The following is a 16,390-nucleotide window of genomic DNA, read 5'->3' on the forward strand; positions in this document are numbered from 1 at the left end:
TTATTTTATTACTTTATAACCAATATCTTTTCTATAAAAACCACCAGACCAATTTAATCTTTCAATATTATCTAAAATTTCTTTTTTTGAGTCTGCAAAATTATCAGAAATAGAAACAAAATTTAAAACTCTTCCTCCAACTGCATACACCTCATTATTTTTTTTCACTGTTCCAGCATGAAATAAAAAATTAGTATCGGAAATTTTGATTTGGTTTAAGTTTCTAATTTCTATATTTTTTAAAAACTTGTCTGGATACCCTTTTGAACAAAGGACTACACATAAACTTTTTTTATCTAGCCACTGAATATTTATATCATCTAATTTTTCTTCACAACAAGCTATCAGAATATCTATTAAATCAGTCTTTAGTTTAGGAAGAATTGTTTGGCATTCAGGGTCACCCATTCTAACATTATATTCTATTAAATATGGCTCGTTATTAACAATCATTAAACCAGCATATAAAAAACCCTTAAAACTTGTATTAATTTCGTTAAGTCCTTTTAGGGTAGGCTCAATAATTTTATTAATAATTTTTTCCTCCAATTCATTTGATATTAATCTTGAAGGAGAATAGGCACCCATTCCACCTGTGTTTTTTCCTTTATCACCTTCTAAAACTCTTTTATGGTCTTGGGCTGTACCAAAATTTTTAATAGTTTTTCCATCACTAATAATAAAATAACTCATTTCTTCACCTTCAAGAAATTCTTCTATTAATAAATTGTTTGCTTTTCCAAATTTTCCATTAAATATTTCGTCTATAGCAATATTTGACTCTTCAAAATTATTGCAAATATAAACACCTTTACCAGAAGCTAAATTATCAGCCTTAATTACAATTGGAAAATTAGAATTTTGTAAAAATTTTTTTGCCTCTTTTTTATTTTCAAATATACCAAATTTTGCAGTTGGTATATTAAACTTTTCACAAATTTTTTTTGTAAATATTTTTGAACCTTCAAGTTGTGATGAAATTTTATTAGGACCAAAAACCTTAATATCGAATTTTTCTAAATAATCTACAATCCCATCTACCAAAGGTTTCTCTGGACCAACCACAATTAAATCAATTTGATTTTTTAATATAAATTTTTTAAAATTTTCAAAATCGGATAAATCAAATTCTATATTCTCAGCTATACTTGCTGTTCCTGCATTACCAGGAAAGCAGAAGATTTTATCAATTTTAGTTGATTTTTTAAGACTATGACAAATTGCATTTTCTCGTCCACCACTTCCTATTACTCCAACTTTCATGTAGAAATGTATAAACTAAAAATGCAAAAAAAATTAGCTAAAATAAAATATTTTCCTAATAATTTTCAAATTATAGAAACTGGAGATCATGTTATTTGCGCCATATCAGGAAAACAAATTGATATAAATAACTTAAATTATTGGAATGTAGAACTCCAAGAGCCTTATTATTCATATAAGGAGGCTTTTCAAAAAAGAGAGTCTGTTAAAAAAAAATAAAAATTTTTATTTCCAGCGATTATGTGACCAAATCCATTGTTCTGGTTTATTTAATATCATTGTTTCAAGAACCTTATTCAAGTCATCTGTAATTTTTTCAATAGAATCACCGTCTGTAAAGTGAATTGGTTTACTTACAGTTATCTTAAAGTTTAAATTATTTACTCTTTCAATATAAATCGGAACAACAGGTATTTTAAATTTTTTGACTAATTGTGCTGGTATTGTTGTAGTTAGAGCTGGGTTATTAAAAAAATTAGATCTTATACCTTCCGAAACTCTTTGATCAATCATAAGCGCAGTTGAATAATTTTGTTTTTTAAGATTAATAATTTTTTTCATTCCTCCAATACCTTTTTTAATCTGATTTTTGCAAATATATTTTTTTCTTATATTTTCCATTATTATATTTAAAAAAATATTATTAAGAGGCCTGTATATTGCAGTTAATTTAATTCCAACTTTTTCTAAATGCATTGCCATTAGTTCAAAATTACTAAAATGTCCTGAAATAAAAACAACCTGTTGATTAAGTTTTTTTATTTCTTCAAGGATATCTTGACCCTCTATACTTATTCTCGAATTAAGTTTGCCATTTCTAAAACATTTAATAAAAATATATTCTGCAAAAATTCTTCCATAGTTATTCCACATTAATCTAGTAGTTTTTTTTAAATCTTTAGAATTTATATTTGGTACAGCTTTTTTTATATTTGAATCAATCAATTTTTTAGATCTAAAAATAGGGCCTATAATTTCAAATAATTTACCACCTATTGAAGAAGAAATTTTAAAGCCAAATACTTTAAATAAGAAAAAAAAAATTATAAAAAATAAGAACTGAAAAAAATATTTAATTATTTTCATTTTTTTTTAAAATAGAATTAATTAATTTTTTTTCATCTAATATTTGTAAATCAGATTTTATAACTTGAATTTCATTAAATCGACCTTCAAGTCTATAAAAATCTTTTTCTGTTGTTATGATTTTTGCTTCCATTTTTTTTGATTGTTTTAATATTTTTTTTATATCATAATTTGTATAGGTATAATGATCTGGAAATTCTATATTCATAACAACATTTAATCCATAATTTTTAATCATAGACACAAAAGTTTTATGATTTCCTATACCAGAAAAAACTAAATATCTTTTCTGTTTATCAAATTCTTTTAGATTTGAAGGAACATATTTGCCTAAATGAATATTAATTTTAGAGTTAATAGAAAATAAATATTTTTTTATAACCTCAATATTTTCTAGATTTCCGTTTAAAAAAATGTGTTGATAATTTTTTAAATTATTAATATTTTCTCTTAATGGTCCAGCTGGTATAGATAATCCATTTCCAATCCAATTAAGATTGTTGAAGCAAACAAATGTATTATCATACTTTATTGAATAATCTTGCAAACCATCATCTAAAATTGCAATTTCGTAATTTTCATCTATAGCTTGATTGATAGCATCTACTCTATTTGAGTCTAAAAAAAGCTTACCTTTATTACTTAAAATTTTTTGCTCATCTTTCTGATCTGGGTAAAATTTTTTGATAAAACAGGATTTAATATTATGTCTATTAAGAATTTCATTTATTTTTATACTTAAAGATGTCTTTCCTGTCCCACCAATATAGATATTACCAACACAAATTGTTTGAATTTTAAAATTTTTTGCTTTCGATCTTTTTCTAATAGATTGAATAAAATTTAATAAAATTGAAAATGGAAGTAAAAAGTATGAAATTAAATTTGGTTTATTGTAATCCCAAAATTTAGGTTTTTTTAAATTCATTATTAATAAGATTATCTATCTCTATCACAGTTTTATTGAAAATTTTTCTTCCAATTTTTTTTATTTTGAGAGCTTTATGCTTATTTTTTTTAAATGAAATTAGAGAAGCTAATTTTTTTGGACTATTGATTTGTTTAGAAATCTTAAAAAATTTTAACAATTTGTACACATCTTTAAAATTATCAACATTTGGTCCATGCAAAATTCTTGCTCCAAATCGTGCAGCTTCTAAAGGATTTTGACCTCCTCTTGATATAATAGATCCTCCTAAAAAAACTGATGATGCTATTTTATGAAATTTTTTAGTTTCCCCAAACGTGTCGACTATATAAATGTCTGTATCTTTTAGATTACTATTATTAGAACTATGAAGAGCAATATTAAGACCCAAATTTTGAATATCACTTACTATTTCTTCAGTTCTGTGAACGTGTCTAGGGATTATTATAGTTATTAAATTTTTATTCTGTTTTTTAAGCTCAATATGAGCTCTTGCGCAAAATATTTCTTCAGTTTTATGTGTACTGGATGCAACCCAAACTTTTTTGTTTTGAAATATTGATCTAAATCTTTTGCTATATGAAATTTGTTTTTCAAACTTATTTTCAACAAATTTTAGATTTCCAATTTTAATTATTTTTTTTGATCCTAATTTTTTTAGGTATAATTTAGTTTCTTGATTTTGAGGATAAGAAATTAAAATATTATTGAAAATAGATTGCGTAAATTCTTTTACTTTGATCCATCTTTTAAATGTTTTTCGGGTTATTCTCGCGTTTAAAAGAATTAAAGGAATTTTCTTTTTATTAATTTCTTTAAACATTGTTGGCCAAATTTCAGACTCTATAAATATTGCTAAATTTGGTTTCCAATGGTTCAAAAATTTCTTTACAAATAAAGCGTGATCTAAAGGATAAAACTGATGTGTTATTTTTTTAAATTTTAGTTTTTTTATTACTTTGGATGAACTTAATGTACTGGTTGTTAATAGAATTTTTTTTATAGATTTGTGCTTTTCATATTTTTCAAGTATTGGAACAATGCTTAAGATCTCTCCAACACTAGCACCATGAAACCAAATTATTTTTCCACTACCTCGATTTTTTGATGAAAAACATATTTTTTCTAAAATACTTCTTTTGTTTTCTTTATTTTTAAATAATCTAAAAATAAATATTATTGGAGAAAATATAATAAGTAGACTTAATATGGTTTGATATATAAAAAACATTATTATTTTCTAACTTGCTTTTCATAGAAGTTTTTATAAACCTCTGAAGAAGTTAAAAGCTCATCATGTTTGCCTTCTCCAACGACCTTTCCATGGTCAATAACATAAATTTTATCTGAATTTAGTATTGTTGATAATCTGTGTGCAATAACAATAGTAGTTCTACCTTTCGTTAAAAAGCTTATTGCTTTTTGAATTTTATCTTCAGTCTCAGCATCTAAAGAAGACGTTGCTTCATCAAGTAAAATTATTGGGCTTTTTTTGAGTATTGCTCTTGCTATAGATAATCTTTGTTTTTCCCCACCTGAAAGCCTAACCCCATTTTCACCAATTATAGTGTCATATTTTTTTGGTAATTTTTCAATAAATTCGCTAGCGAAAGAAAATTTTCCAGCTTCAACTATCTCTTCATACGAAGCATCTAAATTTGCATAAGCAATGTTATTTTTAATAGTATCATCGAATAAAGTTGTATCTTGACTTACTAATGAAATATTTTTTCGAACAGAATTAACAGTTAAATCATTAATTGATTGTTCATCTATTTTAATTTCACCACTCTCAGTATTATAAAATCTTGGAATAAGATTTAATATTGTAGATTTTCCAGCTCCACTATGCCCAACTAGAGCTGTCATTTTTCCACCTGGTATTTTTAGGTTAAGTGAATTTAAAATTTTATCTTCATTTTCTGAATACTTAAAATCAACATTTTCAAATTCTATTTGAGCATTTTTTATGATCAAATTTTTTGAGTCTTTTTGATCTTTTATCTCTGGAATGTCATCTATTACAGGTATTACCCTTCTTGCTCCAGCCAAACCTTGTTGCACAACAATATTTAAAGTCGCAAGAGACCTCACTGGCTGATATGCTAGCATCATTGCTGCTAGAAATGAAAAAAAATTACTAACTTCAAGTTCATTTTTTGTAATTAATTTTGCTGCATAAAAAATTAAAAAAGCAATCATAATTCCAGTTAAAAATTCCATTATTGGTGACGCTCTAACAAAAATAATATTTATTTTTTTTGAATTTTCTTTAAATCTATTAATAAGTTTTTCAGCTCTCAGTTTTTCATATGTTTCTTTCTGAAAAATTTTTGTTAATTTATGATTTTTAAATATTTCAATTAAGTACGAGTTTAAGAGACCCGCTGTATCCATTTGTTGAGTGGTTGCTTTACCCATTCTTTTTCCAATTATTCTAGCTGCATAACTAGCCAAGGGTATCATAATTATAGAAATTAATGCCAATTTCCAATTTTGATAAAACATTACGGTCAATAAACCAATTAAAGTTAAACTATCTTTAAACAAATTAAGTATTGCTGTACTTACAAGATTGGTTATCGTGTTAACATCATTTGTTAAGTTTGCAATAAACTTTCCAGAATGTTTATTATCAACTAACTTTGTATCTGCTACTATTAAAGAAGAAAACATATCTGTTTGAATATCTCTTCTTACTTCTTCAGATACACCTATCATAATTACTTTGGCTAAATAAAGAGAAATTCCTTTTATTGCAAATGCAAGAATAATTAAAAATGGTATTAAATATAAATATTTTTGATCTTTGTTTACAAACAATTGTTTAATAGCGGGGTCCAACAGATAAGCAACTGAAGATGTGCTTCCTGCTAGCAAAACAGTAAAAAAAACTGAAGCTAAAATATTTTTTAAATATTTTTTTGTATAGCTGTAATATAGTCTAGTTAAAATTGCTCTATTATTCATCTATTTAAAACTTTCCAATAAATATTCCAAAATATACTAATAGACCAAGAAAATTGTTTGATTTAAAAATTTTTAAACAGTTTTTGGCATTATCAATTTTCAATATTTTTAATTGAAAGTAAAATATTTGCAAAAATACAAAAGCTAAAGAGAAAAAAAATAAATTGTTAAGATTCATCAAAAAACCCATACTTAGTGTTATCAGGTAAAAAATTGAATAACATATGATCAAAAATATTATTGGATTTGATTTAAATTTAATTGATGTTGATTTTAATCCTATAATTTCGTCATCTTTAATATCTTGGTATCCATAAATGGTATCATACCCCAGTGTCCAAAATATGGCTCCAAAGTAAAACAATATTGGAATTAAATCTATTTCCTCTTTAATTGAAGTCCATCCAAGTATTAGACCGTAGTTAAAAGTAATACCTAAAAATAATTGGGGCCAGTATGTGTATCTTTTCATTAATGGATAGGTAAAAGCAAGAGGCATTGAACCCAAGGCTAAAATTATAGTATAATTATTTAAATTTAAGAGTACTAATAATGCTGATAAGCATAAAATTATTGTATAAAAAATTGCAAGTTTATTAGATATCTTTCCAGAGGCTATAGGACGGTTTTTTGTTCGAGAAACTTTTTTATCATATTCTTTATCCAAAATATCATTAACAATACATCCAGCTGATCTCATCAACACTGCACCTAAAAAAAATAATACTAAGTAAAAAAAATAATTACCCAAATCTTTGGAAAAATCATAGGCAAGAGTAAGTCCCCATGCACATGGCCAAAATAAAAGCATATAACCAATTGGTTTCTGCAATCTGGTTAATTCAACGAAAAGTTTTAATTGGTTCATAATATTTTACTTGTAAATAACAAAGGCTAGTTTCATAATCAAACTGATTCGTATGAATATAGATTACACAGTTACAGCATTGATGTTTCCAGCAATTCCTTTACTTATGAGCATCTATAGTAATAGATTTCATTCTCTTAGTAAGCTTATCAGAGAGCTTCATGATGAGCATGTTTATGAAAATCACATACCTCATGAGTGGAAAAAGCAATTTATTAACCTAAGTGGAAGAATTACTCTTTTGAGATGGACTATCATGTTTGCTGCTTTTGGATTTCTGTTCAATATGATGACTGTATTAGGTCTTTATTTAAATGAAATATTAATTGCAAGATTAATTTTTGGCTCTTGTTGTTTGTCTATGATTATTTCAATTTTATTTTTTATTAGAGAAATTCATATTTCAACTAATGCATTAAAACTACATATGGCTGATATGGATGTAGACGTTAACTAGGAATAATTACTGCAGGACCTAAAATTTTTCTTCCCTCTAAATCATAGTGGGCTTGAATCACTTCATTTAATTTATACTTTTTAAATATTTTTATTTTTACTTTTCCAGAACTAATTTTTTCAAACATAACTTTTGAAGCTTCATCTAGCTCTTCTCGAGTAGACAGATATTGTTGCATAGCAGGCCTAACAAGATACAGGCCTTTTGGTTGAAGCATTTTAGGAACATTTATATCTGATAAAGGTCCTGAGGCATTTCCAAAAGAAACCATCATTCCTCTTATTGCCAAACATTCAATAGATCCATTTAAAGTATCTTTACCCACACCATCATATACAACTGGAACACCTTTTCCGTCTGTAATCTCTAAAACTTTTTTTGCAAAATCTTCTTTGTTATAATTGATTACATGATCATAACCATTTTCTTTTGCTATATTTACTTTTTCATCAGATCCAACAGTTCCTATAACTGTACACCCTAAACTTTTAGCCCACTGACCAAAAATTTGACCAACTCCTCCAGCTGCCGCATGAAATAAAATAGTTTGACCTGATTTTACCGTAAAAGTTTTATGCAATAAGTAAAAAGTTGTTAAACCTTTTGTCATCAAAGTTGCAGCAACTTCTAGATCAATACCATCTGGTACTTTAATAAGATTTTTTGTTGGGTAATTTCTGTGTGTTGAATAAGAACCTAATGGAATACCAGCATAAGATATTTTGTCTCCAGCTTTAAAATCTTTTACGTTTTCTCCAACTTCAGTAATAATACCTGCACCTTCCAAACCTAGACCAATTGGTAGTTTTAATGGGTACAAACCTGATCTATGATAAGTGTCAATATAATTTAGTCCAATAGCTTTTTGCTCAATTGTTACTTGGTCAGGGCCTGGTTTTTCTAAAGATATATCTTTAACTTCTAATACTTCAGGTCCACCAGTTTTATTAATTTCTACTGCTTTCATAATTTATTTTACAAATGTATCATTATGATAATCTTGAACTGCTTGCAAGATTTCAGCTTTAGTATTCATTACAAAAGGCCCACCTCTTGCAATTTCTTCATTAATTGGCTTTCCTGAAATGAGTAAAAATTTTGCATCTGATTTACCTTTTACAGTTAAATCTTCACCCCTAGTTAACAGTATCAAAGTACTATCTTCAACATTGTCGTGTTTATTTTTGCCAATTTCGATTTCACCATTAATCAAATAAATAAAAGTATTATGAGTAGAGGGTAATCTAAAATTGAATTCTTTATTTTTTTTCAATTCAACATCAAAATAAACTGGCTCAACATTATGACCTTTAACAGGCCCTTCAGCATTTTCAAATTTACCAGCTATTACTTTAACTTGTTTATCACCGTCTTTATGGATGCTCATTTTATCTGCATCAATATAAATATATTCAGGCTTACTCATTTTTAATTTTGCAGGCATATTTACCCATAATTGAAAACCGTGAAGCCTACCTTCTTTCATCGCTGGCATTTCAGAATGAATTATTCCACTACCAGTTTTCATCCATTGAACATCTCCTGCAGTCATTCTGCCTTCACCACCAGTGCTGTCTTTATGTTCAAAATCTCCAGCTAACATATAAGTAACTGTTTCAATTCCTCGATGAGGGTGAGGTGGAAAACCTGCAATATAATCCTCGCTATTTTCTGATCCGAACTCATCTAGCATTAAAAATGGATCAAAGTAGTTTGGTTCAACACCAATGCTTCTTTTTAATTTAACACCAGCACCATCTGATGCTGGAATAGGTTCTATAATTTTACTTACTTCAATATTATTCATAGCCTCAAAGTAGTTAATATATTTTTAATTTCAATGTTACTTTTTGTTGTGTGAACCATCACAAAAAGGCTGACCGTCTGTTTGTTTACATGCACAAAAAAACATTTTTTTAGTTTCTAATGCTTTGTATGGAAGAGGTTTAAATTCTGTACCACTATGTGATCCATCGCAGAATGGTTGTTTTTTTGAAAGTCCACATGCGCACCAGTAATAAGATTTATCTTTTTCAACTTCTACTGCAATTGGTCCATCTCCTGCTCTTTGTCCTTTAGTCATTTTTACCCTTTCGATTAAATTGACTAGCATCTAATACTTTGTTTCAGATTACGCAAGAACGCAAAATAAACATACTAGCATATAAAAATATACCATAAAAAATTCAATAGAATGTCCAGCAGAAAGAGCAATTTACTTTTTAGGAGGTAATTAGAAAATTAGAATTTTATTTACTTTATACAATAATAAGAAAGTTAGATTTAATATTCTTAAGAGAGGTTTAAAAACTATAACTCAACAAATGTTATCTAAATAACTTAAAGAGCTAGAAACTGATGGCATTGTGAGTCGAAAAGTTCATCAATTAGTACCTCCAAAAATAGAGTATTCACTTACTGAATTTGGCTTATCAGTAATTCCTATTCTAGAATCTTTTTCTGAATGGAATAGAAAAAACACAAGAACTATCTCTTTAAAACTTAATAAAAACTTTGAAGAAAATAGAATTAGATAATATTAAGTAACTCTTTTAGATTTTTGATTTCATTTTGAGGTTTGTAATCAAGGTTATCAAAAATATTATTATTTCTATTTACCCAAATAGAATTAAATCCATAATTTCCACCACCTGATACATCCCAAGTATTAGCGCTTAAAAAGACAACTTCATTTTTTTGAATTTTATATTTGTTAATTGGCATATCGTAAACTTTAGAGTCTGGTTTATAAATACCAACTTCCTCTATTGAAAAAAGATCATCAAATAAATTATCTAATTTATTACTTTTAACCAGTTCCCCTAAAAGAGAAGGTGTTCCATTTGAAAGGATAGCTAGTTTATAATTTTTTTCTTTAAGTGATTTTAAAACTTCTGGCACTTCTTTAAATGGTGATAAAATTTTATAAAGATCTAGTAATTCATTTCTCATTGAAGAATCTATTTCATAAGCTTTCATAGATTTGTCCAAACTATCTTCAGTTACTTGCCAAAAATCTTTATGTCTTTTCATTAAGCTTCTAAGCCAAGTATATTCTAGTTGAGTAGTTCGCCAGTAATTTGCAAAACTTTCCCACTTATCACCAATTTTATCTTTACATTTCTCAGCAGCCGAATTCACATCAAATAAAGTTCCATATGCATCAAAAATTATTGCTTTAATATTTTTCATAATTAAACTTACTTTAATGGGTAATATTAGATTATTTTATCGTGAAAGTTTATCACTTAATTTTACAGCCACACTCGATAAATCACAATCTCATTACGTAAGTAAAGTTATGAGAATTAAAGAAAACGAAGTTTTTTCTTTATTCAATAGTGGTGGAGAATGGGAGGCAAAAATATTGAAAATTTCAAAAAGTATTGTTGAATTTAATGTTATAAAACAATTAAGACAAAAAGAAAACTTCAAAGAGTTATGGTTAGCGTTTTCACCTATCAAATCTAATTATTTTAATTTCATGATACAAAAAGCAACTGAATTAGGGGTTACAAAATTTTTACCTATTATTTTTGACAGAACAATTGTTAGAAAGATAAATAAAGATAGATTAGAAAAAGTAATTATAGAAGCTGCTGAACAATCAAATAGAATAACGATTCCGATAATAGAGAAACCTCAAAAATTAAAAAATTTTCTAAGTAACGAAATAGATTTAATATTTACAGATCTCAACACTTCTAATACTAAAATTGATCTTAAAAAGTTAACGACAAAACCGAAGTGTGTAATTATAGGACCCGAGGGAGATTTTTCTGAGGAGGAGAGGGAAAAGATTCTTAATTATAATGGTGTTCAGGCTATTAAAATTAACGAAAATATCTTAAGAACTGAAACGGCTGTAATTTCTGCTCTATCGATCATAAATTACGCCATTAATTGATATTTTGTCGCTAAAAGTAAAGTGTATTTTTTTTAAAGACAATCTATATAGGGTAAAAAAATGAAAAAAATTTTATATATATTTCTGTCTGTATTTACTGCTTCAAGCGCTTTAGCTAACCAACCTAAAGACTGGCAATTAGGCTTCCAAGATCCTGCATCTGATGGAATGAGAGATATTGTTAACTTTCATAACAATCTTTTGCTTCCAATCATTATAGCAATCAGTGTGTTTGTTTTATTCTTAATGGTTTATGCTTGTATTCGATTTAGAGCATCAAGAAATCCTAATCCATCTAAAACAACTCACAATGTTACAGTTGAAATTTTATGGACATTGATCCCATGTTTAATTTTAATTGTGATGGCAGTTCCATCATTTAAAATTTTATATAAACAAGACACTATTCCAAAAGCAGATGTAACAGTCAAAGCAATAGGTTACCAGTGGTATTGGGGATACGAGTATCCAGACGAAAATATTATCTTTGAGTCATATATGATTGAGACAAAAGATTTAAAAAAGAATCAGCCAAGATTACTAGCTGTTGATAATGAAGTTGTTGTTCCAGTAAATAAGGTAATTAAAGTTTTAATTACAGCAAATGATGTTTTGCATGCTTGGGCACTCCCATCTTTTGGAGTTAAGAGAGATGCTGTGCCTGGAAGAATTAATGAAACATGGTTTAAAGCTGAAAAAGTTGGAACTTATTATGGACAATGTTCTGAGCTTTGTGGAATTAAGCATGCCTTTATGCCAATTACAGTAAGAGTGGTTTCAGAAGAAGATTATACAGAATGGCTAACAGGAGCCAAAATAAAATTTGCAAAAGAAATTATAAAAGAAGATCAATTTAAAAAACTAGCGAGCAAATAACATGTATACACAAACTACATCACACGACGATCATCATACGCCAACTGGTTGGAAGCGTTGGGCTTATTCAACTAACCATAAAGACATTGGAACAATGTACTTAATATTTGCAATTATTGCAGGGGTTATTGGTACAGCGTTTTCAGTTTTAATGAGAATGGAATTGATGCATCCTGGTGATGGGATTTTAGGCGGCAATTATCATCTATATAATGTGTTAGTTACTGGTCATGGTTTGATAATGATTTTCTTTATGGTTATGCCAGCAATGATTGGTGGTTTTGGTAACTGGTTTGTTCCAATAATGATTGGTGCCCCAGATATGGCTTTTCCAAGAATGAATAACATTTCATTTTGGCTATTACCGACTTCATTTATCTTATTAATACTTTCTATCTTTATGGATGGCCCTCCAGGCCAAACAGGCGTTGGTGGTGGATGGACTATTTACCCTCCCTTATCCTCTAAAGCTGGTCAGCCAGGACCTGCAATGGACTTTGCTATTTTAAGTTTACACTTAGCAGGAGCTTCATCTATTTTAGGTGCGGTAAACTTTATTACCACAATTTTAAATATGAGAACTCCAGGAATGACATTGCATAAAATGCCTTTATTTGCTTGGTCTATTCTAGTTACAGCTTTTTTATTATTACTATCATTACCAGTTTTAGCAGGCGCAATCACAATGCTATTAACAGACAGAAATTTTGGTACGGCTTTTTTTGATGCACAAACAGGAGGAGATCCTGTCCTCTTTCAACATTTATTTTGGTTTTTTGGTCACCCAGAAGTTTATATTTTAATTTTACCAGGCTTTGGAATGATCAGTCATATTGTTTCTACATTTTCAAAAAAACCAGTTTTTGGCTATTTAGGTATGGCTTATGCTATGGTTGCAATCGGTATTGTTGGTTTTGTTGTGTGGGCTCACCACATGTACACAGTTGGGCTTAGCACAGATACTAAAGCATACTTCTTGGCTGCAACGATGATTATTGCTGTTCCAACAGGTATTAAAATATTTTCTTGGATTGCAACGATGTGGGGTGGCTCTATTTCATTTAAAACACCTATGGTGTGGGCATTAGGATTTATATTTTTATTTACAGTTGGTGGAGTAACAGGAGTTGTTCTTGCTAATGCAGGTGTAGATACTGCAATGCATGATACATATTATGTTGTTGCTCACTTTCATTACGTATTATCTTTAGGGGCAGTTTTTGCAATCTTTGCGGGCTTTTACTATTGGTTTGGTAAAATGTCTGGATATGAATATTCAGAATTTTTAGGACAATTACATTTCTGGTTAACTTTCATTGGAGTTAATTTAGTATTCTTTCCACAACACTTTTTAGGACTAGCAGGAATGCCTAGAAGATACGCAGATTATCCTGATGCATTTGCTGGCTGGAACTACATATCATCAATTGGATCATATATTTCTGTAATTGGTCTTGTAGTATTTTTTGCAAATCTTATTTGGGCTTTTTCGAAGAAAAAAGCTGCAGCTCAAAATCCATGGGGAGAAGGTGCAACAACGTTAGAATGGACAGTTCCATCACCTCCAAATTTTCATACTTTTGAAGAACTTCCAAAATTTGAAAATGAAGAAGGTATTGAAAAATCTACAAGTTAATAATTTTTAGATTTTTAAACTGAGTATTAATGATTAAATCTAAAACAAAGAATAGAAATTTAAGTCAGGAAGACGTCTTTAATTTTTCTGAGCTCTTTAAGTTGATGAAGCCTAGAGTAATGTCGTTGGTTATCTTTACCTGCGCTGTAGGATTGTTGATGGCACCAAATGTAATTTCAACTAAAGATGCTATTATAGGAATTATACTTGTATCTATTGGTGCCGGAGCGGCTGGTGCATTGAATATGTGGTATGAGTCAGACCTAGATGCATTGATGACTCGAACTTGTTTAAGACCAATACCAACGGGTAAAGTAAATAAAAATCAGGCATTGGTTTTTGGAGTTGCGCTTTCAATATTTTCAGTGATTGCACTTGATTTTTTTGCCAATAGAATATCTGCAAGTTTATTACTATTTACAATTTTATTTTATGTTTTGATTTATACGGTTTGGTTAAAGCGAAAAACACCACAAAACATAGTAATTGGTGGAGCCGCAGGTGCTTTACCGCCTGTAATAGGCTGGGCTATAGCTACAAATTCCTTATCATTGGAACCTATTACATTCTTTTTAATAATTTTCTTTTGGACTCCATCTCATTTTTGGGCATTAAGTCTTTATAAATCAGATGACTACAAAAAAGCTAAGATCCCAATGCTCCCATTAACAAATGGCGTTGAAAGCACTAAGTTGAATATTTTTATATATTCTTTGATAATGATCCCTGTAATAGTAATGCCATATGCAATTGATTTTGTTAGTTTAGTATTTTTAATTCCATCTTTAATTTTAACCCTATATTATAATTATTTATGTTTTGAACTTTATAACTTTAAGAAAAATAAATTTAATGCAAAAAAAGCAAAAACCATATTTGGATATTCAATTTTATATTTATTTCTGATATTTGTTCTTTTTTTAATAGATAAAATTTTATGATGACACCTGACAAAAAAACTAAGAGGAAAAACATTTTAACCGCTGTAGCAATTCTAGCATTTATGGTTTTTCTATTTGTGTTTACTTTATATAATGTTGGAGTTTTTGATAGACAGTTATGATGAAAAAAAAAACCTTAACACCAGTTTTATTAGGAGGAATTTTTTTCCTAATGCTTGGACTTTCTTTTGCAGCAGTTCCCCTTTACGACATGTTTTGTCGAATAACAGGATTTGGAGGAACTACTCAGGTTTCAAAAGAAGCACCAAATATAGTATTAGATAAAGTAGTGAGCGTTAGGTTTGATACAAACGTAAATAATCTTACATGGGATTTTAAAGCTAAATCAAATGTAATTGATGTAAAAGTCGGCCAGGTAAATAGAATTGAGTTTGAAGTTGAAAATTATGGGGATGAAACAACTTATGGCGTTGCTAGCTTCAACGTTTCACCATCAACCTTTGGTAAATATTATAGTAAGTTAGGTTGTTTTTGTTTTGAAAAACAAGAATTAAAAGCAGGTGAAAAAGCCACTTATGTTATGACTTTTTATTTAGACCCAGAGCTAGTTAACGATCCAAGTACAAAAAATTTACATGATGTAACTATGTCATATACTTTTTTCTCGACAGATTACTATAAACAATCATAATCACAAAAATGTCAGCTGAAAAAAAACATGATTACCACTTAGTAGATCCAAGCCCTTGGCCTATCTACGTTTCATTCTCTTGCTTAGTGTTAGCAATCGGAACAATATTTTATATGCATAATGATGTTTCATGGGGTATGTATCTTGGCTTAGCATTAGTTATATATGGTGCTTATATGTGGTTTAGAGATGTTGTAATAGAAGCAGAACATCAAGGTCATCACACACCTGTGGTTCAAATTCATCATAGATATGGAATGACTTTATTTATTGCATCAGAAGTTATGTTCTTTGTTGCATGGTTTTGGGCTTATTTTGATATAAGTTTATTTCCAAATGAGTTTGTTGGAAACGTTTGGCCACCAAAAGATATCGAAACATTTGATCCATGGGATATTCCATTAATTAACACACTTGTTTTACTGCTTTCAGGAACAACAGTAACTTGGGCTCATCACTCCCTAATAGAGGGTGACAGAAAAGGTTTTATACAAGGTTTAACTTTTACAGTTGTTTTAGGCTTCTTTTTTACTTTACTTCAGGCATACGAATATCATCATGCTACATTTAACTACTCAGGTCACATCTATGGAGCAGTATTTTATATGGCAACGGGTTTCCATGGATTCCATGTTATAATTGGAACAATATTTTTAGCTGTTTGTCTAGCTAGAGCTAAAAAAGGGCACTTTACAAAAGAGCATCATTTTGGATTTGAAGCAGCTGCATGGTACTGGCATTTTGTAGATGTAGTTTGGTTATTTTTATTTGCTGCAATATATGTATGGGGAAGTTAATAATTAACT

General features: G+C 28.8%; 18 protein-coding genes and 1 pseudogene. 9 read left to right on the forward strand and 10 right to left on the reverse strand.

Features of this window, described 5'->3' with window-relative positions; translation table 11 throughout:
* Positions 1 to 1,263: a phosphoribosylamine--glycine ligase gene (gene purD / locus F754_RS0100505; protein WP_023647961.1), complete on the reverse strand. Its 1,263-nt coding sequence runs from the start codon at positions 1,261 to 1,263 to the stop codon at positions 1 to 3.
* Positions 1,264 to 1,284: 21 nt separating this feature from the next.
* On the opposite strand from purD, the gene F754_RS0100510 reads away from it, so the two are divergent.
* Positions 1,285 to 1,482, forward strand: a complete 198-nt coding sequence (locus tag F754_RS0100510; protein WP_023647962.1) for a DUF2093 domain-containing protein — start codon at positions 1,285 to 1,287, stop codon at positions 1,480 to 1,482.
* A 6-nt stretch (positions 1,483 to 1,488) separates the two neighbouring features.
* Here the strand turns inward: F754_RS0100510 and F754_RS0100515 are convergent, their stop codons facing one another.
* The 5 genes from F754_RS0100515 to ubiA are packed head-to-tail and all read right to left on the reverse strand — an operon-like array spanning position 1,489 to position 7,115.
* Entirely contained in the window at positions 1,489 to 2,349 is an 861-nt protein-coding gene (locus tag F754_RS0100515; protein WP_023647963.1) for a lysophospholipid acyltransferase family protein, read from the reverse strand.
* The gene (gene lpxK, locus F754_RS0100520; RefSeq protein WP_023647964.1) at positions 2,336 to 3,277 is read right to left on the reverse strand and encodes a tetraacyldisaccharide 4'-kinase; all 942 of its coding nucleotides are present in this window, start codon (positions 3,275 to 3,277) and stop codon (positions 2,336 to 2,338) included. Before lpxK ends, F754_RS0100515 begins: the two co-directional genes overlap by 14 nt.
* Positions 3,258 to 4,508, reverse strand: coding sequence for a 3-deoxy-D-manno-octulosonic acid transferase (locus F754_RS0100525; RefSeq protein ID WP_023647965.1), 1,251 nt, complete (start codon positions 4,506 to 4,508; stop codon positions 3,258 to 3,260). Before F754_RS0100525 ends, lpxK begins: the two co-directional genes overlap by 20 nt.
* 2 nt (positions 4,509 to 4,510) lie before the next feature.
* The gene (locus F754_RS0100530) at positions 4,511 to 6,247 is read right to left on the reverse strand and encodes an ATP-binding cassette domain-containing protein (RefSeq protein ID WP_023647966.1); all 1,737 of its coding nucleotides are present in this window, start codon (positions 6,245 to 6,247) and stop codon (positions 4,511 to 4,513) included.
* A gap of 4 nt (positions 6,248 to 6,251) precedes the next feature.
* Complete coding sequence (gene ubiA, locus F754_RS0100535; protein ID WP_023647967.1) at positions 6,252 to 7,115, reverse strand: 4-hydroxybenzoate octaprenyltransferase; 864 nt, start codon at positions 7,113 to 7,115, stop codon at positions 6,252 to 6,254.
* A 52-nt stretch (positions 7,116 to 7,167) separates the two neighbouring features.
* Here ubiA and F754_RS0100540 point away from each other — a divergent pair, with 52 nt between their 5' ends.
* On the forward strand, positions 7,168 to 7,572 hold the full coding sequence (locus tag F754_RS0100540) for a DUF2721 domain-containing protein (RefSeq protein ID WP_023647968.1): 405 nt from the start codon (positions 7,168 to 7,170) through the stop codon (positions 7,570 to 7,572).
* Here the strand turns inward: F754_RS0100540 and F754_RS0100545 are convergent.
* From F754_RS0100545 to F754_RS0100555, 3 genes are read right to left on the reverse strand one after another with little or no spacing between them, the layout of a single operon-like run.
* A complete protein-coding gene (locus F754_RS0100545; RefSeq protein WP_034390894.1) occupies positions 7,565 to 8,539 on the reverse strand; it encodes a quinone oxidoreductase in 975 nt (324 codons plus the stop codon). The two genes, F754_RS0100540 and F754_RS0100545, sit on opposite strands and share 8 nt — an antisense overlap.
* A 3-nt stretch (positions 8,540 to 8,542) precedes the next feature.
* Positions 8,543 to 9,379 (reverse strand): pirin family protein, encoded by an 837-nt coding sequence (locus F754_RS0100550; protein WP_023647970.1) that lies wholly within the window; start codon positions 9,377 to 9,379, stop codon positions 8,543 to 8,545.
* Between the two features lie 36 nt (positions 9,380 to 9,415).
* Entirely contained in the window at positions 9,416 to 9,655 is a 240-nt protein-coding gene (locus F754_RS0100555; RefSeq protein WP_023647971.1) for a CDGSH iron-sulfur domain-containing protein, read from the reverse strand.
* A gap of 94 nt (positions 9,656 to 9,749) precedes the next feature.
* Here F754_RS0100555 and F754_RS07520 point away from each other — a divergent pair.
* A pseudogene (locus tag F754_RS07520) lies at positions 9,750 to 10,109 on the forward strand (helix-turn-helix transcriptional regulator).
* On the opposite strand, the gene F754_RS0100565 reads toward F754_RS07520, so the two are convergent.
* Positions 10,102 to 10,764, reverse strand: coding sequence for a haloacid dehalogenase type II (locus tag F754_RS0100565; protein WP_023647972.1), 663 nt, complete (start codon positions 10,762 to 10,764; stop codon positions 10,102 to 10,104). The pseudogene F754_RS07520 and the gene F754_RS0100565 overlap by 8 nt on opposite strands.
* 16 nt (positions 10,765 to 10,780) lie before the next feature.
* Between F754_RS0100565 and F754_RS0100570 the strand changes: the two genes are divergently transcribed.
* From F754_RS0100570 to F754_RS0100600, 6 genes are all read left to right on the forward strand, one after another.
* A complete protein-coding gene (locus tag F754_RS0100570; protein WP_023647973.1) occupies positions 10,781 to 11,479 on the forward strand; it encodes a 16S rRNA (uracil(1498)-N(3))-methyltransferase in 699 nt (232 codons plus the stop codon).
* Between the two features lie 60 nt (positions 11,480 to 11,539).
* Positions 11,540 to 12,355: a cytochrome c oxidase subunit II gene (coxB, locus tag F754_RS0100575; RefSeq protein ID WP_023647974.1), complete on the forward strand. Its 816-nt coding sequence runs from the start codon at positions 11,540 to 11,542 to the stop codon at positions 12,353 to 12,355.
* A gap of 1 nt (position 12,356) precedes the next feature.
* Positions 12,357 to 13,991, forward strand: a complete 1,635-nt coding sequence (ctaD, locus tag F754_RS0100580; RefSeq protein ID WP_023647975.1) for a cytochrome c oxidase subunit I — start codon at positions 12,357 to 12,359, stop codon at positions 13,989 to 13,991.
* 29 nt (positions 13,992 to 14,020) lie between these two features.
* Entirely contained in the window at positions 14,021 to 14,932 is a 912-nt protein-coding gene (locus tag F754_RS0100585; RefSeq protein ID WP_023647976.1) for a heme o synthase, read from the forward strand.
* 121 nt (positions 14,933 to 15,053) lie between these two features.
* Positions 15,054 to 15,584, forward strand: a complete 531-nt coding sequence (locus F754_RS0100595) for a cytochrome c oxidase assembly protein (RefSeq protein ID WP_027303407.1) — start codon at positions 15,054 to 15,056, stop codon at positions 15,582 to 15,584.
* Between the two features lie 8 nt (positions 15,585 to 15,592).
* Positions 15,593 to 16,381 (forward strand): cytochrome c oxidase subunit 3, encoded by a 789-nt coding sequence (locus tag F754_RS0100600; protein WP_023647979.1) that lies wholly within the window; start codon positions 15,593 to 15,595, stop codon positions 16,379 to 16,381.
* Positions 16,382 to 16,390: the final 9 nt, after the last annotated feature.

Origin of the sequence: Candidatus Pelagibacter ubique HTCC8051 (assembly GCF_000472605.1) — a bacterium.
GTDB classification, from domain to species: domain Bacteria; phylum Pseudomonadota; class Alphaproteobacteria; order Pelagibacterales; family Pelagibacteraceae; genus Pelagibacter; species Pelagibacter communis_B.

Coding starts and splice junctions, on each gene's coding strand:
- F754_RS0100540 (WP_023647968.1), top strand. CDS start 7,168: ATGAATATAGATTACACAGTTACAGCATTGATGTTTCCAGCAATTCCT.
- F754_RS0100570 (WP_023647973.1), top strand. CDS start 10,781: ATGGGTAATATTAGATTATTTTATCGTGAAAGTTTATCACTTAATTTT.
- F754_RS0100530 (WP_023647966.1), bottom strand. CDS start 6,247: ATGAATAATAGAGCAATTTTAACTAGACTATATTACAGCTATACAAAA.
- F754_RS0100600 (WP_023647979.1), top strand. CDS start 15,593: ATGTCAGCTGAAAAAAAACATGATTACCACTTAGTAGATCCAAGCCCT.
- coxB (WP_023647974.1), top strand. CDS start 11,540: ATGAAAAAAATTTTATATATATTTCTGTCTGTATTTACTGCTTCAAGC.
- F754_RS0100525 (WP_023647965.1), bottom strand. CDS start 4,508: ATGTTTTTTATATATCAAACCATATTAAGTCTACTTATTATATTTTCT.
- lpxK (WP_023647964.1), bottom strand. CDS start 3,277: ATGAATTTAAAAAAACCTAAATTTTGGGATTACAATAAACCAAATTTA.
- ctaD (WP_023647975.1), top strand. CDS start 12,357: ATGTATACACAAACTACATCACACGACGATCATCATACGCCAACTGGT.
- purD (WP_023647961.1), bottom strand. CDS start 1,263: ATGAAAGTTGGAGTAATAGGAAGTGGTGGACGAGAAAATGCAATTTGT.
- F754_RS0100555 (WP_023647971.1), bottom strand. CDS start 9,655: ATGACTAAAGGACAAAGAGCAGGAGATGGACCAATTGCAGTAGAAGTT.
- F754_RS0100515 (WP_023647963.1), bottom strand. CDS start 2,349: ATGAAAATAATTAAATATTTTTTTCAGTTCTTATTTTTTATAATTTTT.
- F754_RS0100545 (WP_034390894.1), bottom strand. CDS start 8,539: ATGAAAGCAGTAGAAATTAATAAAACTGGTGGACCTGAAGTATTAGAA.
- F754_RS0100550 (WP_023647970.1), bottom strand. CDS start 9,379: ATGAATAATATTGAAGTAAGTAAAATTATAGAACCTATTCCAGCATCA.
- F754_RS0100585 (WP_023647976.1), top strand. CDS start 14,021: ATGATTAAATCTAAAACAAAGAATAGAAATTTAAGTCAGGAAGACGTC.
- ubiA (WP_023647967.1), bottom strand. CDS start 7,115: ATGAACCAATTAAAACTTTTCGTTGAATTAACCAGATTGCAGAAACCA.
- F754_RS0100595 (WP_027303407.1), top strand. CDS start 15,054: ATGAAAAAAAAAACCTTAACACCAGTTTTATTAGGAGGAATTTTTTTC.
- F754_RS0100565 (WP_023647972.1), bottom strand. CDS start 10,764: ATGAAAAATATTAAAGCAATAATTTTTGATGCATATGGAACTTTATTT.
- F754_RS0100510 (WP_023647962.1), top strand. CDS start 1,285: ATGCAAAAAAAATTAGCTAAAATAAAATATTTTCCTAATAATTTTCAA.